The organism is Phytohabitans kaempferiae (assembly GCF_042433955.1).
GTDB classification, from domain to species: domain Bacteria; phylum Actinomycetota; class Actinomycetes; order Mycobacteriales; family Micromonosporaceae; genus Phytohabitans; species Phytohabitans kaempferiae.
The window spans coordinates 1-21,374 of the sequence record NZ_JBHLUH010000002.1 but is presented as its reverse complement, the minus strand read 5'-3'; the positions used below and the strand labels follow the sequence as shown (position 1 = coordinate 21,374).

Here is a 21,374-nt window from a genome sequence, read left to right as displayed (position 1 = left end):
TCCCGTCCCGTAGTAGACGACACCATGGTCACACAGGCGGCATGAGGTAATCACCCTGCCACCGGTAGCCGGCTTGGAGCAGCTGCTGTATCTCCCGGGCGTACACGGTGGGCTCCTGACGCTTCTTGTTCCAGTAGTTACCCTTCGTGGGGGATACCGTGAGGACACTGCCCCGCTGGTTGATGATCGTCTGGATGTAGGCGTCGTTCCGCGCAATGTTCCAGCGGTCCAGCTTCAGGTACGTGTAGTCGGGCCAGCCTTCGACTATTTCGGTGTCCCGCAGGCGGCCGAGGACCGGCGTTCCCTTGCTCGGGTCCCACCGGTGTTCGGGCTCGAGGACGTCGATGGGTGCGTTGGGCTTCGCCCACTCGTACGCGTCGCCGCAGTTGTGCACCAGGACCGACGTGTCGCCGGCGGCCACGTGGTAGGTGTGGAGTCCCTCGACGGTGAGGTTGTAGACGGCGGCGTGTTGGGTGTGGGCGTGTATGCCCGCCACTTGGACGAGGTCGCCGTCGGCGGTCTTGAGCCACTGCCCACGCCGCAGCTCGACCGCGTCGATCCACCGGCCGCCCGGGGTCTCGGCCTGGCCGTCGTCGTCGACCCAGAACGGATGGCCATCAGTCGCGGTCAGTGGACGCTCGCTACCGTCCTGGCCGCGCACGGTCACCTCGACTAGCGTCTTCGCGCCGTCGCCCTTGATGACCGCGGTGACGGGCCGGGCACTGGACTCACTCGACTCCGGATCGGTGGCCATCACCTTGTCGCCCGGCTTGACCTGCTCGATCGGTTTGCGGCTGCCATCGGCCATCAACACCTGTGTGCCGGCGGTGAAGCTGTTGGACAGGCAGTCGCCGGAGCCTTGGGGTTTGGTGCCCATCGGGTCGATGAGTTTGGTGGGCTGGTTGAACACATATGTGTAGGGGTTGGTGTCGCCCGAGCCGAGCCCGAGGGGGTCTTGGCTGATGAACCGGCCTGCGGATGGTGAGTAGAACCGGGCCCGGTAGTAGTAGAGGCCGCTGGGGTCGTCCTCTCGGCCGGTGAAGCGGGTCGGGTTGCCCAGGTCGGTGCCGGTGACGGTGGTGGCGCCGAACGGCTCGTAGGTGTATTCCACGCCGATCGACGCGCTGTCTGCGCCCGCGATGGTGTTGCCCAGTGCGTCGGTGAGCAGTGATCGGTCGCCGCCGGTGGTGGTGCGGTTGAACACCTCGTCGATACCGCCGGTGAGCAGGCGCGCCGACGGCGTTGTACCGGTGTACTCCTGTGCGACGTTGAGCCCGTCGTGCAGGTAGTTGGTGTTGACGCCGCCGGTGTCGCGGCTGGACCGACGGCCCAGGCCGTCGTAGCCGTAGGAGACGGTCAGGCCGGGTTTGGTGTAGGTGGTGAGTTGGTCGCGGGCGTTCCACGTGTAGGTGGCGGTGCCGTCGGAGGTGAGGTTGCCGTCCGGGTCGTAGGCGTGGGCCGAGACCCCGTTGGTGACGAGTTGGTTCGCGTTGTCGTAGCTGGCCGGGCCGTACGCGGCGGGTATGGTGCCGCGGGCGAAGCTACCAGCGACTCGGATCGGGTTGCCCGTCTCGTCGTAGTCATAGGTGAGATCGCCGAGGGTGCTGCTACCGCGGGTGTATGTGATCGACGTGATCTGGCTGGCCGGGTCGTACCCGTAGGTTTGGGTGACGCCGGCGGGGAGTGTGAGGGTTCTGCGGCGGCCGACGGTGTCGTAGCCGATGGCGGCGGTCTCGGCGTCGCGGGCGACGCTGGTGAGCTGGTCGGCGTTGTTGTACCCGTAGACCACCTGGGGCTGTCCTGACACCGCCATGGTGGCGCGTCGGTCGGCATTGTCGTAGGTGTAGTCGACCTGCCCCTGCGGGCTCACCACTCGGGTGACCCGGTCGAGGCTGTCGGGTGTGATCGTGGTGGTGCCGCCCGCCGAGTCCACGACCGTCCGCACCCGGTTGCCCGCGTCGTACGTGTAGGCGACCTGGCTCTCCTGCGTGGTGGTCCCGGAGACGCCGTACCGCACGAGCTCGGGCCGGTCCAGTTCGTCGTAGTCGTACGAGGTGACCTTCCCTCGGGCGCTGGTGGCGGTCTCGAGGTTGCCGTTGCCGTCGTAGTCGTACGTGGTGACCCGGTCCAGCGGATCGGTCACCGTGTGCAGCCGGTCCGAGGAGTCGTATCCGTACTCGGTGGCATTCTGGCGCGGGTCGGTGACCGTGGTGAGGTTGCCGTTCGGGTCGTACTGGTAGTCGGTCAGCCGCCCGATCGGGTCGGTGACCGTGCGGACGTTGCTGAACCCGTCGTAGGTGACCCGGGTGACGTTGCCCTGCGGGTCGGTGATCCGCACCGGGCGCGCGATGCCGTCTCTGGCCCATCGGCTCACCCGCCCGAGCGGGTCGGTCACCGTGGTCAGGTCGCCCAGCACGTACCCGAAGGTGGTGGCCTTGGCGTCGTTGTCGGTGACCTTGGTGATCTGCCCGCCCTCGTTGCTGTCCAATGTGGTCACCCGGGACATCGGGTCGGTGACCGTGCGCAGCGCGCCGTTGGCCTGGTACGCGTAGAGGGTGCTGTGCGTGAGCGCGTCGGTGACGCTGCTGACCTGGTCGAACGGGCCGCCGTACGCGATTGTCGTGGTGCGCGCGCCAGCGGTGCCGGCCAGCTCGGTGACGCTGGTGACGTTGCCGTACGCGTCGTAGCCGACGTCGGTGCGGCGGTTGAGCGCGTCCAGATAGGACGTTGGCAGGTTGGTGGTGGGGTGACGGGTGGTCTGAAGGGTCTGCGCCAGCGGCGTACCGTGGGCGGCGGTGTCGCTGGTGCTGAAGCCGGCCGCGTTGAACGTCACCCGCCGCACATGGCCACGCGGGTCGGTCAGGTCCGTTCGGGTGACCCGGCCGCTGGCGTCGGTGACGTAGTCGAACTGGTAGGTACCGCCGTCCGGCAGCGTCTGCTCCTGGACGCGGCCATTCGCGTCGTACACGTTGGTGAGGTAGACGATGTTACGGGCGTCCCGGATCGTCTTGAGCCGCCCCGACTCGTACGTGTACACCGTCTGGCCGCCGTTGGCGTCGGTCACTGTGGCGAGGCGGCCGGAGGTGTCGTAGGTGTACGAGACCGCGCGGCCGATGTTGTCCTCCGCGCGGGTGATCCGGTCGGCGGAGTCGTGGCTGAACTTGATCCACTTGCCGTTCGGTGAGGTGAGCTGGGTGATCGGTCCCTTGGCCCGCACCACACCCAGGGCGTCCGGCTCGGACGGCGCTCGGGTGATCGTCACCGTGTTGCCGTAGCGGTCCCGGATCTCCTGCAGCGGCGCCTCGTCGCCGAAGACGTACACGGTGCCGTCGCGCATGCGCAGGTCCCAACCGTCGCCGTTCCAGGCCAGGATCGAGCCGGCGAACCGGGTGGGAGTGGGGTCGGCGGCGAACGCCGCGTAGTGCCAGGGCTCGTTGAACTCGTCCCGGGCGAACGGCGCCCCGTACGGTGAGAAGATCGCGACCCGGAAGTCGTTGCTGGGGAACGTCGAGCCGGTCAGGCCGAGGCTCAGCCGCTGGCCCTTCGTGCCGTGGAACCGCCACAGCGCCACCTGCCCGGCGGTCGGCACGCTGATCGACGCGCTGCCGGTGTCGATCGGCAGCACGCCGGTGTTGGCGATCGCCGTGCTCGCGTACGGCGTGGGCACGACCACGAAGTCGCTGCCGCTGGTGGCGCTCCCGCCGGCGGTGGCCACGGTGACCCTGCCCGAGCCGGCCGCCTCCGGCACGGTCACGGTCAGGCTGGTCGCGGTCGCCGCGGTCACGCGGGCGCGGGTCCGTCCGAAGGAGACGATGTTGCCGCCCGGGCTGGTGTCGAAGCCGGTGCCGGTGACCGTCACGGTGGCACCGGCCGCCGCGCGGGTCGGGCTGAGCGCGGTGACCGTGGGCGTGGGCACCGCGGCCGCCACGGTGAACGGCTGTGCGCTCGTCGCGGTGCCCGCAGAGGTGGTCACGGTGACCGTGCCGCTGGTCGCGCCGGCCGGGACGGTTACGGTGAGGCGCACCGCGGTGGCCTGGGTGACGGTCGCCGCCGTGCCGTTGAAGCGCACGGTGTTGGCCGAGGCGGTGGTGGCGAAGCCGGTCCCGGAGATCGTCAGGGTGGCGCCAGCGGGTGCCTGGCTCGGCACCACGCTGATCACGGTCAACGCGCTGGAGGCGGACCGCTGTATGGACAGCAGGTTGCCGCCGTCGTCGTAGCCGTAGCGCGCGCTCTGCCCGCCGGCCGCGGGCTGGGTGACGCCGCGCAGCTGTCCCGCGCCGTCGTACGCGTAGTCGACCGGGTTGGACGGCAGCGCGGCGGCGGCACGGGGTGGGGCCTGGGCGGCCGCCGCCGGCACGGTGGCCGGTGGCGGGACGGCGACTGCGACGGGCGCCTCCGGCGCCACCAGGAACCCGGCCGCGAGCAACGACACGACCGCGGCAGCCGGACCCATCTTCATAGCGACTCCCCGTGACTCGCCTGAGCGGACGCCTCATCCTCAGCCGTCCCAGGCCGTCCCTCCATGCGCTAGGCCGCACCGGGGACGAGGTTGGGATAGGCCCGCGATCAGGGCTCGAGGAGTGCGCGGCCCAGGTAGCCGCCGGGCTCCGCGCCGGGCAGCGCGAAGAAGTAGCCACCGCCGATGGTCAGGATGTACCGGTCCAGGGGCTGCCCGGCGAGGCGGCGCTGCACCGCGGCGAAGCCGCGCTCCAGGTCCTGCTGGAAGCAGACGAAGACAAGCCCTTCGTCGGGATGGCCGGCGGCGTCCAGCGCGCGGCGGTACGAGTACGCGCGACGCAGGATCCGGCTGCCCTCGGTCTGCGGGGTGCGCGGGTTGGCCAGGCGGATGTGCGCGTCCAAGGCGACGAGCCGCCCGGCGGGATCGTCGGCGTAGTCGAAGTCAGCGTCCTCGCGGTCGCGGCCCAGCGGCGCGCCGTCACTCTTGCGGCGGCCGAAGATCGCCTCCTGGCGCTGGACCGGGTCGGCGTCCCACAGCGCGGTGGCGAAGCGGATCAGCCGGGCCACCAAGTAGGTGCCACCGGCCGTCCACGACGGCTCCTCGCCGCCAGGCCGCACCCACACCAGCCGCTCCATCTCGGCGGCGTCCCCCGGGTCAGGATTGCCAGCACCCTCCCGGAAACCGAACAGGTTCCGCGTCGATGGGCGGCCGTTCGCGGTCACGGTGTTTTCCGCGCGGAAGCCGTCGATCCGCCACCGGGGCGCCAGGTCCGGGTCGGTGAGCGGCTGCGGCGCGCCGGCGGCGCAACACTGAATGAGCAGATCGCCATGGCAGGAGGCATCGTCGAGCACGTCGCCAGGAAAGGACGGCATGCGCGTGAGGTGGCGCGGCCGGGCCGCCACCAAGCCGTACCTGCCGTCGAACAGCGACCCCCCGACCGCGACCATGACCTCTGCAGCGGAGCCACGGGCCGCATCGGTCAGCCGCCGGAAAAGCGCGACAAGGCCCGCGCGGTCGGTAGCCCGCACGTCGTACGCCGCCAGGACCGCCCTGTCCGGCGGCGGCGTGACAATGCCGGGCTGATGGGCGACAAGGCCCGTGGCCGGTGTGTCACGGGCTGTGAGGGAGGCCGCGAGGACACCGGCGCCGCCGGCCGCGACCGCTGCGGCGCCGGCCAACACCGCACGGCGCGGCACCCGCTTGTCGTCCGCCACCACGTCAGGCGCGGGCGAGACGCCGCCGGGCGAGCAAGCCGACCACGCCAGCGACCGCGGCGACCGCGACAAGCCACCGCAGCGGAAGCCGCCGGACACCGACCTTCGACACCACTGTCGACTGTAGAGACTGCTCACCGGGTGGAGGTTGGTCACCGATCCGCGCCGTCGCCCGCGCCTGCCGGGCCCGGCTCCACAGATCGTGGAGCCGCGCGCTGTCGCCGCCGCCCTCCTCGCAGAGCACAGCGACCACCTGCCACGGCGGCAACGCGCGACCGGCCAGGTAGCGCGACAGCGACGAGTCGCTGCTCAGGGTGGACCGCTCCAGCTCACGCAGGCTCTTACCCGTCCGTCTCCGAAGATCACGCAACTGCGCCGCGAGCTCTATGGTCAACTTCTGCGCCGGATCTGCCTGCTTGCCCGTGGTCGTACGCCGCGGTGCAACGGTCATCCCAAGCCTCCCCGTGGAAAGGACTCCCGGCCAGTAGTGTAATCACAACAATCACTCATTGTCTTCCCTCGCTCGCGCACCGTCACGGTCATGGCTAGGCGTCACCACCAGACTGCGGCTACTTGCCCGTATTGGTAGGCCAGCTGGTCGGGGGAGCCGGTGGGCGCGCGGTGGGCGGGGGCGAGCTCGTCGCCGCCCGGCCCACCGGTCCGGCACGAACCCGTCCGGTGTGGACTCCGCCGCCAGCCGTGCCCCTGACCGGCCGTGACCTTCCCATCCCCGGCGACGTGGACCGCGCTGGGCAGCCACGACCACCCATCCCACTGCAACGGCAGCCAGCCACCGTCCCACGCCAAGTAGAAGTTCGGCTGGGCCTCGTAGCGCACGTTCAGCTCCCGCTGTGCGGCCGGCTTACGGTCGGTCTGCGCCTGCGCGGTCTGCTCGGCCTGGGCAGCGATGCCACCGGAGGCGCATGTCCACGATGGCCGTCGCCCCGTTCAAACTCTCAGGGCAGAGATGGTGCCCGCTCCGAGTTGTTGGGTTTCAAACTCCGACACCGTGTTGGGGTTCGAGTCGCCTCTGAGCTCAGATGCGCCAAGTCGATGTTTTGCGGGCCGGATTTCCCGACCCGTGTCAGGCCCGACGGCGGGTTTCATCGAAGATCGTTACAGCCATCACCTGCCGTGGTGCTGCGGCGATGTTGCCCGTATCCAGGAGCTGGTGGATGTATTGGTTACGGTCGGGTGTGGTGGCGGCCTGGACGCGCTGGTACAGCCGTTGTTCCTGTTGAGGTCCCCAGTCTTGGCGGTAGCGGGATTGCATCGCGATCCGGTGGAAGCTCGCGGCCACTTGCTCGGCAAGATCGCGTTCAACACCGTCGGGCCAGTCGTCGGGTGGCCAGCGTCGCCATGGCCCTTGGTTGGTGCAGCCGCCGAAGGGGCAGGTGGCCAGGCACGACCATGGGCGGGCGTGGCCGGCGACGGTGGCGAGGTCGCGCGTGTTCGCGTCGGCCAACTGTCGTGCCACTTCGGCGGGCAGGATGCTGACGCCGAAGAAGGGCGCGCTCGCGGGCAGTCGATGGCATACCCAGTCGAACGTGAGGTCCAGGTCTGGACCGTTGTAGAGGACGTAGGCGGCATCCATGTTGTCGCGCCGGGCTCCCTCGGTGAGGAGGTCGACCTGTCGGGTGCGGCGTGCGCCGACTCGGTATCCGAGGTCGTAGCCGAGCCCCTTGCGGCGAATGCGTTTGAGACGTTTGGCTTGCAGCCTGAGTCCGAACCATCGGTAGCCGCCGAACCACCAATCCCATTGCCAGTCGCCGCCGATGCGGGCTTCCTGAGCTCGGGTGTAGGTCTTGATCTGCAGGTCTGGCAGTGCGCGGGCGATATCCAGGAGCAGGTCCTGGGTGATGGTCTCCTCGTGCAGGTCGACGCCGTGTTGGCGGCCGGCGGTCAGGCGGGCGTGGGTCCAGACCGCACGGTCGAGTAGCACGTCGGCGAGCGCCTCGCGCATCAGTCCTTGTCGCGCCTTCTCAGCGGCCGCTTCGGTCACCGGGCCATGATGGCAGCATCGGGGGTGCTGATCGAGTCGCCGCCGTTGCCGATGCCGGTCGGCGTGTGGGCTTGACTGCGAAGGCTCCGCAGCCGAGCATAGCTAGCTCGGCTTCACGGGGAGGTAGAGCTACGATGAGCCGCACCGACCTGGTAGCGGCGTTGGCCTCGATATCGGGCGGCGCCTTCGGCGATAGGGACTACGTTGGCTACTTCGTCAATCAGCACGGAGAACAGTTGGTGTTCGTGCAGCGGTCCGGCGAGGCACAGGCGGTGCTACTACACAGCGACCTGGGTTGGGAGCCTTTGCGGATCAGCCCGGATATGTTCCGGATCGGGATCGAAGGTGTCTCGGAGTCTTCGGCGTTCGCTCGGGTCCCGATCATCGGTGACGTGATCTTGAATCAGCCGGAGGCGCTGTGGCTTACCGCGTGCTTCCAGGCGAGTGCTTGGTTGCGCGATGGCTGAGCCGCGCAGCGCGGGTGCGATGGGCACGGAGTTCCCGTACGAACTGGGCACGATGTGCTACATCGAGGTGGCAGCCGGCGGCGCGGTGTCGCAGGGCGCCGACAGGGCCGCTTGCCAGCGGGCTCTGGCGGGGCAGTCGCGCCTGTTCGCGGTCTGGCCGGGCAACTACCGCAGTGACCTTTTCGCCATCGATGATCTCGATCAGTATGCGCGTGGTATGGGGTGGGTTCATGACGAGGCCCGCACCGGCCTGGTAGACCATGAGCACCAGGTCCGCTGGCAGGTCGACGAGTTTGAGCGCAATCCGAACGGCACCTACATCTCCGTCGAGGTCCGGCTCGACTGCGGCTGTACGATTCGTGATCTTCGCGCGTTCGCGGAACAGATGCGCCAACAACGCGGTTGGGACGTCGCCACCAGCGGTGGCTACAGCGGGGTCGGTCCTCGCTTCACGGTGCGGGCCCGCCGACGCAGTCTGGGACCGCAGGCGTGACACGCTGGTACTGGCGCGGGCGAACTGGCTGACCTCCAACCCGTCTGGCGACGGGCGCCAATCACAGCGCCAGATCAGCCGGAACATCATCACGGGCGGTTCGGCCGGAACTTGCCGGGTTGCTGTAGGCCGAAATGACCACCGACTAACCAACCACCCCGGTCATAGCTCGCGCACGAACCTCACGGGTGAGCGCATCGCCAGCGTGGATGTTCCGGAGCGATGAGCCTGGGACGGTAGGCACGGTCCGAATCCGTGAGAGGCTCCAATCGAATCGATCCAGATCTGATCCACTCCACATGTGGCCACCCTTTCCTACGACGCGGCGCGGATTGATCTGGTGATGGCCCGCAATCTGTCGCGGTGTTCGACGGTTAGCTGTCTCTTGTCGGCCAAGTGCGCAAGTTTCGCCAACAGAGCCGTGACATGCACATTTACGCTGCGGTTTCGTGCTTGGTCACGAAGCCGATCACGCTCGGTCTCCATCTCGATTGCCCAGGCCAGCGCCGTGTTTTCGTCCGGAAACGTCTGGGTGGTGCGGGTGCCGCCAGCAAGCAGAACTGCCGCTTGGTAGTTGCCGGAGGGTAGTTGGCGAATCGAGGCCACCTCTAATCCTCGGTCGATCCAGCCTGCGCTGGTGGCGTGATCGTTCCGTCAGGATGCACGGTACTGCCGGTATCGGCATCCCAGATCGGCATTCCGGTCCGCGAAGCCTGCTCACCCAGGCGCTCAGCGCGACCCTCGCTGGTTCCGCCCGGTGAGATGACAAGGTGGTCGGGCATATCCTCACGTTGCCCATCCCGTCTTGCGCGGGCGCCGATGAGGGGAATCTCGGTTCAGAGCACACCAACGGGTGATCGGTCAGCGGATGTAGGGCAGCGGTTCGGGGCGGTCGAACTGTCCGGACCAGGTTGGCGGCAGCGGTTGTGGCCAGGGGTGGTCGATCCCGCCGCGGCGCTGCTGTGGTGATCGGGTCAGCAGCGGTGCCAGCTCGCGCTGGCGCATCAGGTGAGGTTGTGGCTGCTGGTGCGGGCGACCTCGGTGAGCAACTCGCTGCTGTCGTAGGTGTGGGATGTGCTGACCTGTAAACCACCGCGGTCCCCAAACGGGTGCCCTTCGGTGCTGTTCGAGCAACAGCGTGCAGCGTCCTGCCGCCTTCCAAGGTCACCTGTTGACCCGGCAGACATCTGACGGTAACGTCTGGACATCAGATGACTGGAGCCATACATCATATGTCCGGCGGACGGTGTTCTGTTCGGCGGCCCGGAGCGGGAGGCGAGGTGGTGGACGTGAGGATGCTTGTGCCCGCCACCCGCGCGGAGCCTCGCCACAGCGAGGCCTCCTGGCTTGTTCTGCCGGGCCGGACCGTGCTCGCCTGGTCGGCGTTCGCGGCGGCGCCCGATGTGGTGGTGCCCGACACCGCGGTGGGACGGGAATGGCGCTACTCGCGCGATAACAACCCAGCCGAGATTCGCTTCCTCGAGTCGCTGGACGGCGGCTCGACGTGGGGAGAGCCGAAGGTCCTCGTTCCCAACACGGCGGGCATCAACACCATGCAGCCTTCGCTGCTCGCGGTCGACGACCACACCATCGGGCTGAGCTACTCGGTGCGGGAGAGCCCGGCAGCCGCCCGCCGGCTGTTCCGCCGCTCGACCGACGGCGGGTCGACCTGGACAGATCCGGTCGACATGACCGGGATCGCGGGCTACGTCACGGCGTCGCACCACCGGATGCTGAAGCTTGCGTCCGGCCGGCTGGTCCAGCCTTGCCATCAGGTCGCCGGTGATGTCGCCGAGGTGGTGATCACGGTGTCGGACGACGGCGGCGCGACGTGGCACGTCACGGCCCGGATCGCTCTCGCCGGACGTCGGGCAGGACACCTCAGCGGGCTCTGGGAGAGCTCCGTCGTCGAGGTGGAGGGCGGCGAGCTTCTGCTGGCCGGCCGGTCCGCGCTCGGCGACGTCTACGGCAGCCGGTCGACCGACGGCGGCCAGACCTGGTCGCTGCCGGTTCCCCTGGGCGTCGGCGCTCCGTCTGCGCCGAGCGTCCTGCTGGCCGCGGGCGGGTACCTGCTGCTGCTGCACAACGCCGGGTTCGATCCTGACGCCCGGATGTCGGGACCGCGAAACACCCTCGTGGCATCGATCAGCGCCGATGGCGGGCACACCTGGCGGCGCGGTCCGACCCTGCACGCGCATGACCAACTCTGGTACCACTATCCAGCTTGGACACTCGTCGATGGATGGGTACTTCTCGCCTTCAGCATCACCGATCCCGAAACCCGCCGGTGGGACCTCGCCACCGAAACCCTCTCGCTCCGCGAGCTGCTGGGCCCATCGGCGGACCGCGTCACGATGCCTCTTCCCTCCGGACAAGGACGCTGAACATGGACAGACGGACACTCATCGTCGGAGCCGCCGCACTCGGTTTCTCGGCCGCCACCGTGGCGACCCGCGCGCGGCCGGCCGCGGCCCGGACCGCGGGATTCTTCGACGACGTCGGCCAGATCTCCGCAGGCAACCACATGCTGCCGGCGATCATCGCCAACACCGGCACGTCGCTGACGATCGCCGCGCAGGTGCGGTACACCACCACGGTCCCCGGTGGACACCACGAGAAGGGTGCCGCGGACATCGTCACGTTTCACAGCACCGACAACGGGCAGACCTGGGGCCCGATGCGCTACGTCTACCAGACCGCCGGACCGAGTGGGCAATGCGGCTACGCCCCCGTGCTCTACCGGAACGACGGCGACCTGGTCATCATGTACGCCGTCGGTCCGCAGAACTGGTCGACCGACCAGCTCACGGTCCACCAGCGCCGCAGCACGGACGACGGCGACACTTGGGGACCGGTCACCACACCGACGATCACAAGTGCCCACACCAACGGGCTGCCTTCCAACGGCGGCAAGGGATTCACCTTCCTGCCGGGCACCGGAAGGATCGTCGTGCCGGGGCGGGCCTGCCTGCTCTACAGCGACGACGGCGGCGCCAGCTGGACCGCGACGCCGGAGTTCGCCGGCACGGTCGAGACGAAGGCCCAGCCGTACTTCATCGACGGCGCGATCTCGCGCACCGCCCTGGTGCCATGGCGGACCGGTAATACGACCGACGGTCGGATCGGCAAGATACGCATCGCCGACTTCTACTCGAACAACGGAACCGTCCAACACTCATTCGGCGCCAGCAACAACCTCGGCTTCGACCGCTACGACAACCAGACACTCATCATGACGGTCACTCGGTCCGGCCAGCTGTACGTGCGTCGCAGTGTCGACGAAGGACAGACCTGGATCGACGAGAAGCTGATCACCGGCAGCGCGCCGTCGGTCCGCTACTCGGACGTCGCCGTGGCGAAAGACGGCACCATCGTTGTCGTCTACATGACGAACGAGACGTCCGCGTCGAACGGTGCTCCCCTGCACGTCGTCCGCTTTGACATGGACTGGCTTACGTCATGAGCATCGTCCGATGAAGACACCGAAGTACCGGGACGCGCAGGACAAGCTGCGCACGTACATCGTCGACAACCGGCTCGTCGCCGGCGACCGGCTGCCGCCGGAAGAGGAGCTGGCGGCCACCTTCGGCCTTAGCCGCCTTTCGCTGCGCGAAGCGGTCAAGGGCCTGGAGACGATCGGTGTGCTGCGGACGGTCCACGGCGAGGGCACGTTCGTGGAACCGTTCTCCTTCAAACCCATCATCGAGAACCTGCCTTACGCTTTCCAGCTCCAGCACCGCGACCTGCGAAATCTGCTCGAACTGCGCGCCGGCCTCGAGGAGGGCCTCATCCTGCGCGCCTCGGAGTGGATCCGCCGTCGCGATCTCGCGGATCTCCGGCGGTTGGCGGAGTCGATGGCCCGCGCCAAGCCGGGCGGACCGGAGCTGGCCGACCTCGACCGGCAATTCCACCGGCGGCTCTACGAGCCGCTCGACAATGCCCTCGTGACCCAGATGATCGATCTCTTCTGGGAGATCTTCCATCGACTGCGAACGGCCGAAACCTCCGCCTCGCCTGACGGGCCGGCGATCGCCGAGGTGCACCTCGACATCGTCGAGGCCCTGACAAAGCAGGAAGGTGTCGTCGAAGCCATGATCCGTCACTTCGACGACATAAGACACCGGCTCAACACCGGCGAGCCGGGCTAGACACCGGTTCGACCCAAGCGACTTGTGATCGCTGACCATTTGGCGATTGGAGACATGCATGCGGTACAAGCGAAGACTGGCCATACTGGCGACGCTCGGCCTGGCCCTGTCGGCCTGTTCGTCCGGCGGGTCCGGCGACGCGGGCGGCGACAAGACCTTGGAGATTTGGACGTTCTCGAGCACGATGCCGGATGTCATCGAGTCGGGGTTCGCCAAGGCTTATCCCGACTACGAGGTGAAGGTCGTCGAGGTGCCCGTCGGCGACGTCTCCAAGCGGCTGGTGGTGGGACTGCAGGGCGGCGAAGGCCTTCCGGATGTCGTGCATCTTCCGCTGCGGGAGTCGGGCGGGCTGTTCAAGACCGGTCAGTTCCTCGACATGACGGCTCAGCTGGGTCCGCAGAAGGACAACTTCGCGGACGGCATCCTCGTCGGCAACGACAAGGAGATCAACTCCTTCACCATGGGGCCCGGCAACATGGGCTTGTGGATTAACGAGGCGGCACTGGCCAAGCACAACCTGAAAGTCCCGGACGACCCGACGTGGGCCGACATCGTCAATGTCGCCAGGGGCCTCAAGGCGGCCTCCGGCGGCAAGCAGTACATGTTCATCCAACCGCCCGGCGCGAACGGCGCCAACATGTTCAACGCCTTCTACAACTCGCGCGGCGGCACGTGGTGGAACGAGCGCGGCGAACTGGCCGCCGACGCCAACCTCGCCGCGCAGACCCTCCAGTTCATGGTCGACCTCGACAAGGAGGGCCTCGTCTACCGCGGTGTGTGGACCGACCCGACGTTCTGGGAGGCGATCCGCAAGGAGCAGATCGTCGGCTGGACGATGAACTACGGCGTCGGAAGCACCAACCTGCAGAAGAACGTGCCCGACCAGTCCGGGCAGTGGCGGCTGGTCACCTGGCCCCGTTGGTCGCCGGGCGCGGCACAGACGACCGGGGTGTTCGGTGGCAGCCTCTTCGCGGGGCTGAAGAACACCGACAATCCCCAGGGCGCCCGTGATTTCATCATGTGGTGGCTCACCAACGAGGGGCTCCAGGCCCAGATCGACACGATCGGCATCGTGGCCTACAAGCCGGCGGCTGACAAGATCGACCTCGACAAGGCCGACCCCTACTTCGGTGGTCAGAGCGTGATCAAGGACCTCGGCAGCGTGCCCTACCCGCCGTTCCACTTCTTCAACTGGCCGGAGACCGAAAGTGCCATCACCGCCGCGGTCGACCAGGCGTACAGCGGTGCGAAGTCGCCCAGCGAGGCGGTCAAGGCGATCATTTCGGAGCTCGAAGCCCTATGACCCGGCCGGCACTGTTGGGTCGCTCGGCGGCGGTCGGCGAGCTGGTTCGCCGGCGGGCGTCGGGCGGGCGGACCGGAAGGGGCGGACCGGCCCGGCCGGACCGCCCCCGCGGCCCGGGTAGGCATCCGCGGGTCGCTCCGTACCTGTTCATCACCCCGTTCTTCCTGCTGTTCCTTCCGTTCGGCGCGGGATCGGTACTGTTCGCGCTCGGCATGGCGTTCGTCGACTGGCCGCTCGGCGCGACCCCGGAGTACGTCGGCACCGACAACTTCTCCACCGTGCTGACCGATACGCTGTTCGGCCGGGCCATGTCGAACACGTTCCGGATGCTCGTCGTCTTCCTGCTCGCGCTCGTGCCGCTGTGCCTGTTCGTGGCCGTGCTCCTCAGGCAGCTCAAGCGCCGCACCGCAAACCTCGTACAGATCGTCGTCTTCGCGCCGATCACCATGTCGCTCATCGCCGTAGCGCTCGTGTTCGACCTGCTCTACAACGAGCGGGTCGGTCTCGTGAACGGCACGCTGGAGTCGCTCGGCTTCGAACCGGTGATGTTCCTCAGCGACGCGAACCTGGCACCGTGGTCCATCGTCCTGCTGCGTATCTGGCGCGTCCTCGGCTACTACGCGGTCATCCTCTTCGCCGGCCTGCAGTCGATCCCGGAGGAGTACTACGAAGCGGCCTCCCTCGACGGCGCCGGCGCCTGGCAACAGTTCCGCTACATCACCTTCCCCCTCCTCAAACCGGTGACGGCGTTCGTCCTCGTCGCCTCGAGCATCGCGGCATGGGAGTTGTTCGCCGAGGTCGATGTCCTGACCGACGGTGGTCCGGCCCGGTCGACCCTGACCGCGGTCATGTACATCTTCCAGGCGTCGTTCGAGGAGTTCAGCCTGGGCGAGGGTGCCGCGGCGTCCGCCGTCCTCGCCGTCGCGATCATCACGAGTACGTTGATCGTGAACCGGGTGCTGCGGAGCGCGGACCATGCGTGACACCACCCTCGGCGGGAGGCTCTTCCGCGGCGCCGCCGTCACGCTCCTGGTTGCTTTCACCGCGCTGCCGCTCTACTGGCTGCTCGTCTCCTCGCTCAAACCCGACAGCCAGCTCGGCGACACGTCACTGATCCCGACGTCGATCACCCTGGCCAACTACGGTGCCGCGTTCGACACGCTGATCCCGCGGTGGATGCTCAACACGCTCGGCATCTCGTTGCTGACGACCGTGCTCGGTCTGGCGGTCGCCGCGCTCGCGGCCTTCGGGTTCGCTAGGTACCGCTTCCGCGGCCGCACGGTGCTTTTCGCGCTGGTGCTCGCGAGCCTCGCCATACCCGAGTACGCGACGGTGATCCCGCAGTTCACGATCATGCGAGAGATCGGCCTGCTCAACACCTGGGCGGCGGTGGTCCTGCCGCTGGCGGCCAACGCGCTCGTCCTTTTCCTTCTGCGGCAGTACTTCAGCCAGCTGCCGGAGGAGCTCTTCGACGCCGCCCGGCTGGACGGCTGTGGCGAGTTCCGGGTGTTTTGGCGGGTCGCGCTGCCACTCGTACGGCCCGGACTCGGCGCGGCCGGCCTGCTGCTGTTCCTGAACGCGTGGAACGCATATCTGCTGCCGCTTGTCATGCTGACGGACTCGTCCCAGTTCACCATGCCGGTAGGGCTGGCGTTCCTGCACTCGCAGCTGAACTTCTCCGTCGTCCAGCAGTCGCCATGGGGCGCGATCACGGCCGGGACGGTGATCTCGACGGCGCCGTTGCTGCTGTGCCTTCTCATCATGCAGCGGCAGTTCATCAAGGGTCTGACGACCGGTGCGGTCAAGGCCTAGCCGACCCGGCGACGGCTCAGCGGAAGGGGTACGAGCATGACGGCGTTCGACGCGGACGTCCTTGTTGTCGGCGGCGGTGTCGGCGGCGTCGCCGCGGCGCTGGCCGCGGCCGACGCCGGCGCGACGGTTGTCCTCACCGAGCCGACGCGGTGGATCGGCGGGCAGCTGACCTCACAGGCGGTGCCGCCGGACGAGCACCCGTGGATCGAGCGGTTCGGCGCGACAGCCTCGTACCGGCGGTTCCGGACGGCCGTACGCGACCACTACCGCCAGCACTGTCCGCTGTCCCAACGGGCGCGGGTGTCGGTCCACCTCAACCCGGGCAGCGGTGCGGTGAGCGCCCTGTGCCACGAGCCCCGGGTCGCTCTCGCCGTGCTGCGGGAGATGCTGTCGCCACACGAGGCGTCCGGGCGGCTCCGGGTGATCACCGGGCTCGTACCCGACGAGGTGGAGCGCGACGGCCCGCGGGTGCGCGCGGTGCGCTTCGCGGACGGGACCGGTCAGGCCCGGTGGTTCACCGCGGCGTACGTGCTCGACGCCACCGAGACCGGCGACCTGCTGCCGCTGGCCCGCGTGCCCTACGTCACCGGCACGGAAAGCCAGCGGGAGACGGGCGAACCCGGAGCCCCCGAACATGGCGACCCGCAGATGATGCAGGGCTTCACCGTGTGCTTCGCGATGGACCACCTCGACGGTGAGGACCACACGATCGACAAGCCCGAGCAGTACGGACGCTGGACCGCGCCGGACGCTCCCGTGCGCGCCGCCCCTCAGGTCGGTTGGCCGCGACCCGCGGCCGACGACGAAGAACGGAGACGGCGGGTGCTGCGCCCCAACCCGGACCCGGCGACCGACGCGGGCGTGATCGTCTCGGCAAGCCACCGCGGCCGCTTCGGCGACAACGGTGCCTACGTCGCCACCGAGGACATCTGGCGCTTCCGCCGGCTGATCGCGCGGGGCAACTTCGACCCCGCTCCACCGAGCGACATCACGCTCGTGAACTGCTCGGCCAACGACTATATCGACGGCTCGATCGTGGACGTGGCACCGGAGGTCGCGGCGGCCAACATCGAGGCTGCCCGGCAGCTCAGCCTGAGCTTCTTCTACTGGCTACAGACCGAGGCGCCGCGGGCCGACGGAGGCACCGGCTTCCCCGGCCTGCGCCTGCGCGGCGACGTCACCGGAACGCCCGACGGCCTCGCCATGGCGCCTTACATCCGCGAGGGCCGGCGGCTACGGGCCCTGCACACCATCACGCAGAACGACATCGCCCAGTCGGTCCGCGGCGACCGGGGTGTGCGCCGGTACCGCGACAGCGTCGGCGTCGGCAGCTACAAGATCGACCTTCACCCCTCGACGAAGGGCGGGGACCGCCGGTACGACCCGGCCTGGCCGTTCGAGATCCCGCTCGGCGCCCTGTTGAGCGGCGACGTCGACAACCTGGTGGCTGCGGCCAAGAACATCGGGACCACCCACATCACCAACGGCTGTTACCGGGTGCACCCGGTGGAGTGGAACATCGGCGAGGCGGCCGGTGCGCTCGCGGCGTTCTGCGTCGAGCAGCGCGTGTCCCCCGTGGCGGTACGCGACACGGACGCCCTCCGCGAGGACTTCCAGAAATATCTCGTCGCGCGGGGCGTCGAGCTGAGCTGGCCGCCGGACGTGCGGCCCTACTGACCCGAAGATCCACATTGAGGAGAGGCATGCTGCACCTGCACGGCGTGATCCCGCCGGTGATCACCCCACTGACCCCGGAAGACGAGGTCGACGTCGAGGCGATCCACCGCCTGACCGACCACCTCGTCGATGCCGGCGTCACCGGTTTGTTCGTCCTCGGCTCCAGCGGCGAGGGACCGGCGCTCACCCCGGCGCAGCGAGAGGAGACGGTGCGCGCCTTCGTGAAGGCCGCTCGCGGACGGGTGCCGGTGCTCGCCGGGATCGGCGAGCCGAGTGTCCGGCGGGCGGTGGAGGCGTTGGAGGTCGCGGCGGCAGCCGGGGCAGCCGCGGTTGTCGCGACCGCGCCGTACTACTTCCTGCACGACGACCGCCACGTCGCCGACCATCTCGTACACATCGCCGGTGCGACAGACCTACCCGTCGTCCTCTACAACATCCCGCCGGCCACCCACAGCGTCATCACCCCGTCGATACTGACCACCGTCGTGCGGCAGGCACCCAACGTGGTCGCCATCAAGGACAGCAGCGGCGACTGGGATGCGTTCCAGGGCATGCTGGAAGCCGCGCGGCAGCTCGGCGTCGCCGTGCTGCAGGGCGCGGAGGCCCTCATCGGGCGCAGCATGCTGGCCGGCGCGGCCGGTGCCGTGCCCGGCATCGCCAACCTGACCCCGGCGGTCGCCTGTGCACTCGTGCGAGCCGGGAAGGACGGGGCGGCGGAGACGGTCGACGCCCTGCAGGCCGCGCTCGACCGGGCCTGCGAGGTGTACCGCCCGGGTTACTGGCTGGCCGGGCTCAAGGCCGCGGTGGCCCAACGAGGCCTGTGCACCCCTCATCCGGCGCGTGGGCTTCCCCGGCTCGACCCCGCCGCCGCCGCGCTCGTGGCCACGGCCGCCGTTGCCGCCATCGCCGACGAGGAACGCCATGTCTGAGCGGAGCGTCGACGGGGTAGTGGTGGTCGGGTCCGGCGCCGCCGGGCTCGCCGCCGCCTTGGCGGCCGGGCGTGCCGGCGTTCCCACCACGCTGATCGAGAGCGGTGGGTTCGTCGGCGGCAACTCGGCGATCCTGCCGTGGCTGGGCTTCCATTCCCGCCGCTACCAGCAGGTGGTCGACGGCATCGCCGGCGAGATCGTCGCCGAGCTGCGCGCGCTGGGCGAAGCGTCCGAGATCACGCTCGACCCGGTGTGCGGGTCGGCGGTGTCCATGAACAGCCACGTCTACCGGTGCGTGGCGATGCGCCTGCTGCGCGAGGCGGGCGTCCGCGTCATGCTGCACACGTTGCTCGTCGACGTCGTCCGCGCCGGTGACCGGGTGACCGGCGTCGTCGTCCAGCGCAAGTCCGGCTCCGAGCTCGTCGCCGGCGACGTGTTCGTCGACGCGACAGGCGACGGCGACCTGTCGGCGCTGGCCGGCGCCGACTGGGCCAAGGGCCGTACGGCCGACGGCCGCGTCCAGGCGCCGACGCTCGTGTTCCGGGTCGGCGGTATCGACCGCGAGCAGTTCGTCGCCGGACTCATGCGTGCGGACATCGGCTTCCGCGACCTGCTCGCCGACCACCCCGTGGCGTTGGACCGGCTGCGGGAACGCCTGCCCACGCAACAGGTCATCGTGCTGGGCGGCTTCGCGGGGCTCATCAAGCAGGCCACCGAGGCCGGCGAGCTCGACGTTCCCGCCAGCAGGGTGGTCGGTGTCAAGACCCACCCGCCGGACGAACTCGTCGCCGTCACGACGAAGGTCGCGGTGTTCGACCCGATCGACGCCGATTCGCTCTCCGATGCGTACGCCGACGCGTACGCGCAGGTGATGCCGCTGATGAACTTCTTCGTTAAATGGCTGCCCGGCTTCAAATCGGCCCGGCTGCTGGAGATCGCCCCCATGCTGGGCATCCGGGAGAGCCGGCGCATCATGGGCGACTACGTGCTGACGACGGACGACGTCCAGGCCGGGCGGACGTTCGACGACGGCGTCGCGGTGGGCGCGTACCACATCGACATCCACACGCCCGACGGCAGCTGGGTCGACTCGCGTTCAGTGCGCCCGTACGACATCCCACTGCGAGCCCTCACCGTGCGCGGGGTGGAAAACCTCTTCGTGGCGGGCAAGTGCATGTCGGCGAGCCACGAGGCGATCGGCTCGACGCGGGTCATCACCACGTGCATGGCCCAGGGGCAGGCGGTCGGCACAGCGGCCGCACACGCCGTGCACAACCGGGTGGGTATCCGCGACGTGCCGATCGGGCCGCTGCAAGCGGCACTGCTGCGCGGCGGCGCCGTGTTGCGAGCCACGCTCCCCGAACCCGACCCGGACCTGATCGAACGGATCGGGATCATCGACTAGCGTGAGTCCGCGCGGCGGAAGTGGTTGCCTGATCGTCATGCCTGGGCGCATGCCATCGCCTGATCGTCTGGCCGCCTTCGCGCTCGTGTCGTTCGTGTTGATAGTGATACCGGGCCCCGCGGTGCTGTTCGCGATCAGCCGCGCCCTGGCGTACGGCCGGCGGGCCGCGCTGACGACCGTCGTCGGCGGGGCGGCTGGCAGCCTCACTGCGGCCACGGCCGTCGCTGTTGGTATCGGTGCCATCGTCCAGACCTCCGCCGTGATCTACACCGCCGTCAAGCTTGCCGGTGCCGCATATCTGATCTACCTCGGGATCCAGGCGATCAGGCACCGCCGGGCACTGCGGGAGGCCCTTGCGGCGCAGGCGGCCCCCGATCGGTGGCGGTCGCACGCTGGTGTAGGGATTCATCGTTGGCGTAACGAACCCGAAGACGGTGGTGTTCTTCGCGGCGATCCTTCCGCCGTTCGTCGACCCGTCCGCCGGGCATGCCAGCCTTCAGATGGTGGTCCTGGGCGCGGTGTTCGCCGCGATCGCCCTGGCGATGGATTCCGTGTGGGATTTGGCGGCGGGTACGGTCCTGTCCTGGTTCGCCCGCTCCGCCCGGCACTTGGACCTGGTTGGCGCAGCGGGTCTCACGATGGTCGGGCTCGGCGTCGGTTTGGCCGTCAGCGGCCGTAAGGACTAATCCGAAAATGAGCGTTACTGGGCGTGCGGCAGCGTCCCGGTGTAGCGCAGCGGAGCCGGGTCGAGGGTTGCTGGTGTGGTTATGTGGCGGGTTGGAGGGTGACCTGGTAGCCGAGGGCGTTTAGGCTGCGGATGTGGTTGCGGATGGCGTGTTGGGTGCCGGTACGGGTGTTGTGGTGGTCGGGTCCGAGGTCGATGAACCTGGCTTGCTCGTCGTTGAGTAGGTGCCAGATGATGGTCAGGATGGATCGGCCGATGGCGACGACGGCTTTCTTTTTGCCCCGGCGTCTGGCGATGCGGCGGTAGCGCTCGCCGAGGAAGGTGCTGGTTTTTGACGCGCCGACGGCGGCTTCGCCCAGGGTGCGGGCTAGGTATGGGTTGCCGTGCCCGGTGGCGCCGTTGCCTTTGTTCTTGCCAGCGGATTGTTTGACGCCGGGGGCGAACTTGGCCCAGGAGGCCAGGTGGCCGGGGGTGGGGAATCGGGTCATGTCCACCCCGATCTCGGCGAGGATGGCGTGGGCGGCGGTGGTCGCGACGCCGGGGATTTCATCCAGGCGGGTCACCGCCGCGGCGAAAGGGGCGACTAGCTCCGCGATGCGCTGCTCGATCGTGGTGATATCGGCGTTGATGGTGTCGATCTGGGCGAGCATCCGGGCCAGCAGGAACGCGTGGTGCTCGCTGAAGCGGCCGACGAACGCCTCTTGCAGTTGGGGCAGTTTGGTGCGCATGCGTGTGCGGGCCAGTTGAGCGAGGGTCTTCGGGTCGCGTTCCCCGGCGATC

The 21,374-nt window shown here is 68.7% G+C and carries 20 protein-coding genes and 1 pseudogene; 13 read left to right on the top strand and 8 right to left on the bottom strand.

The genetic code is table 11. From position 1 onward, the window contains the following. Positions 1–28 precede the first annotated feature (28 nt). The 5 genes from ACFFIA_RS00345 to ACFFIA_RS00325 all read right to left on the bottom strand — a co-directional run bounded on the left by ACFFIA_RS00345 (position 29) and on the right by ACFFIA_RS00325 (position 7,675). Complete coding sequence (locus ACFFIA_RS00345) at positions 29–4,459, bottom strand: RHS repeat-associated core domain-containing protein (RefSeq protein WP_377243461.1); 4,431 nt, start codon at positions 4,457–4,459, stop codon at positions 29–31. A gap of 107 nt (positions 4,460–4,566) precedes the next feature. After that, complete coding sequence (locus tag ACFFIA_RS00340) at positions 4,567–5,673, bottom strand: Dyp-type peroxidase (protein WP_377243459.1); 1,107 nt, start codon at positions 5,671–5,673, stop codon at positions 4,567–4,569. Positions 5,674–5,677: 4 nt separating this feature from the next. Next, positions 5,678–6,124: a helix-turn-helix domain-containing protein gene (locus tag ACFFIA_RS00335; RefSeq protein WP_377243457.1), complete on the bottom strand. Its 447-nt coding sequence runs from the start codon at positions 6,122–6,124 to the stop codon at positions 5,678–5,680. A gap of 101 nt (positions 6,125–6,225) precedes the next feature. Then, positions 6,226–6,510 carry a hypothetical protein gene (locus ACFFIA_RS00330; protein WP_377243456.1) on the bottom strand — a complete coding sequence of 95 codons (285 nt, stop codon included), beginning with the start codon at positions 6,508–6,510 and terminating at the stop codon, positions 6,226–6,228. 247 nt (positions 6,511–6,757) lie between these two features. After that, positions 6,758–7,675 carry a DUF6615 family protein gene (locus tag ACFFIA_RS00325; RefSeq protein WP_377243454.1) on the bottom strand — a complete coding sequence of 306 codons (918 nt, stop codon included), beginning with the start codon at positions 7,673–7,675 and terminating at the stop codon, positions 6,758–6,760. A gap of 134 nt (positions 7,676–7,809) precedes the next feature. On the opposite strand from ACFFIA_RS00325, the gene ACFFIA_RS00320 reads away from it, so the two are divergent. Together ACFFIA_RS00320 and ACFFIA_RS00315 are read left to right on the top strand one after the other, a co-directional pair. After that, positions 7,810–8,142, top strand: a complete 333-nt coding sequence (locus ACFFIA_RS00320; protein ID WP_377243452.1) for a hypothetical protein — start codon at positions 7,810–7,812, stop codon at positions 8,140–8,142. After that, positions 8,135–8,635: a hypothetical protein gene (locus tag ACFFIA_RS00315; RefSeq protein WP_377243450.1), complete on the top strand. Its 501-nt coding sequence runs from the start codon at positions 8,135–8,137 to the stop codon at positions 8,633–8,635. Before ACFFIA_RS00320 ends, ACFFIA_RS00315 begins: the two co-directional genes overlap by 8 nt. Before the next feature lie 315 nt (positions 8,636–8,950). Here the strand turns inward: ACFFIA_RS00315 and ACFFIA_RS00310 are convergent, their stop codons facing one another. Continuing rightward, entirely contained in the window at positions 8,951–9,241 is a 291-nt protein-coding gene (locus ACFFIA_RS00310; protein WP_377243448.1) for a hypothetical protein, read from the bottom strand. Between the two features lie 255 nt (positions 9,242–9,496). Then, entirely contained in the window at positions 9,497–9,640 is a 144-nt protein-coding gene (locus ACFFIA_RS00305; RefSeq protein ID WP_377243445.1) for a hypothetical protein, read from the bottom strand. 227 nt (positions 9,641–9,867) lie between these two features. On the opposite strand from ACFFIA_RS00305, the gene ACFFIA_RS00300 reads away from it, so the two are divergent. The 11 genes and pseudogenes from ACFFIA_RS00300 to ACFFIA_RS00250 all read left to right on the top strand — a co-directional run bounded on the left by ACFFIA_RS00300 (position 9,868) and on the right by ACFFIA_RS00250 (position 20,595). Beyond that, positions 9,868–11,019, top strand: coding sequence for a sialidase family protein (locus ACFFIA_RS00300; RefSeq protein WP_377243442.1), 1,152 nt, complete (start codon positions 9,868–9,870; stop codon positions 11,017–11,019). A gap of 2 nt (positions 11,020–11,021) precedes the next feature. Continuing rightward, positions 11,022–12,098: an exo-alpha-sialidase gene (locus tag ACFFIA_RS00295; RefSeq protein ID WP_377243439.1), complete on the top strand. Its 1,077-nt coding sequence runs from the start codon at positions 11,022–11,024 to the stop codon at positions 12,096–12,098. Continuing rightward, positions 12,073–12,783: a FadR/GntR family transcriptional regulator gene (locus ACFFIA_RS00290; RefSeq protein WP_377243437.1), complete on the top strand. Its 711-nt coding sequence runs from the start codon at positions 12,073–12,075 to the stop codon at positions 12,781–12,783. The genes ACFFIA_RS00295 and ACFFIA_RS00290 overlap by 26 nt, the downstream gene beginning before the upstream one ends. Positions 12,784–12,841: 58 nt before the next feature. Continuing rightward, positions 12,842–14,086: an ABC transporter substrate-binding protein gene (locus tag ACFFIA_RS00285; protein ID WP_377243434.1), complete on the top strand. Its 1,245-nt coding sequence runs from the start codon at positions 12,842–12,844 to the stop codon at positions 14,084–14,086. Continuing rightward, a complete protein-coding gene (locus tag ACFFIA_RS00280) occupies positions 14,083–15,069 on the top strand; it encodes a carbohydrate ABC transporter permease (RefSeq protein ID WP_377243431.1) in 987 nt (328 codons plus the stop codon). The genes ACFFIA_RS00285 and ACFFIA_RS00280 overlap by 4 nt, the downstream gene beginning before the upstream one ends. After that, on the top strand, positions 15,062–15,898 hold the full coding sequence (locus ACFFIA_RS00275) for a carbohydrate ABC transporter permease (protein WP_377243428.1): 837 nt from the start codon (positions 15,062–15,064) through the stop codon (positions 15,896–15,898). Before ACFFIA_RS00280 ends, ACFFIA_RS00275 begins: the two co-directional genes overlap by 8 nt. 36 nt (positions 15,899–15,934) lie before the next feature. Continuing rightward, complete coding sequence (locus ACFFIA_RS00270; protein WP_377243425.1) at positions 15,935–17,575, top strand: FAD-dependent oxidoreductase; 1,641 nt, start codon at positions 15,935–15,937, stop codon at positions 17,573–17,575. 26 nt (positions 17,576–17,601) lie between these two features. Continuing rightward, positions 17,602–18,504 (top strand): dihydrodipicolinate synthase family protein, encoded by a 903-nt coding sequence (locus ACFFIA_RS00265; protein WP_377243422.1) that lies wholly within the window; start codon positions 17,602–17,604, stop codon positions 18,502–18,504. Beyond that, positions 18,497–19,909, top strand: coding sequence for an FAD-dependent oxidoreductase (locus ACFFIA_RS00260; RefSeq protein WP_377243419.1), 1,413 nt, complete (start codon positions 18,497–18,499; stop codon positions 19,907–19,909). The genes ACFFIA_RS00265 and ACFFIA_RS00260 overlap by 8 nt, the downstream gene beginning before the upstream one ends. A 37-nt stretch (positions 19,910–19,946) precedes the next feature. Then, a pseudogene (locus ACFFIA_RS00255) lies at positions 19,947–20,207 on the top strand (LysE family translocator); the annotation flags it as partial. Positions 20,208–20,343: 136 nt separating this feature from the next. Next, entirely contained in the window at positions 20,344–20,595 is a 252-nt protein-coding gene (locus ACFFIA_RS00250; RefSeq protein WP_377243416.1) for a hypothetical protein, read from the top strand. A 79-nt stretch (positions 20,596–20,674) separates the two neighbouring features. On the opposite strand, the gene ACFFIA_RS00245 is transcribed toward ACFFIA_RS00250, so the two are convergent. Next, positions 20,675–21,374 (bottom strand): transposase (locus ACFFIA_RS00245; RefSeq protein WP_377243413.1); only part of this gene is annotated, 700 nt, incomplete at its 5' end.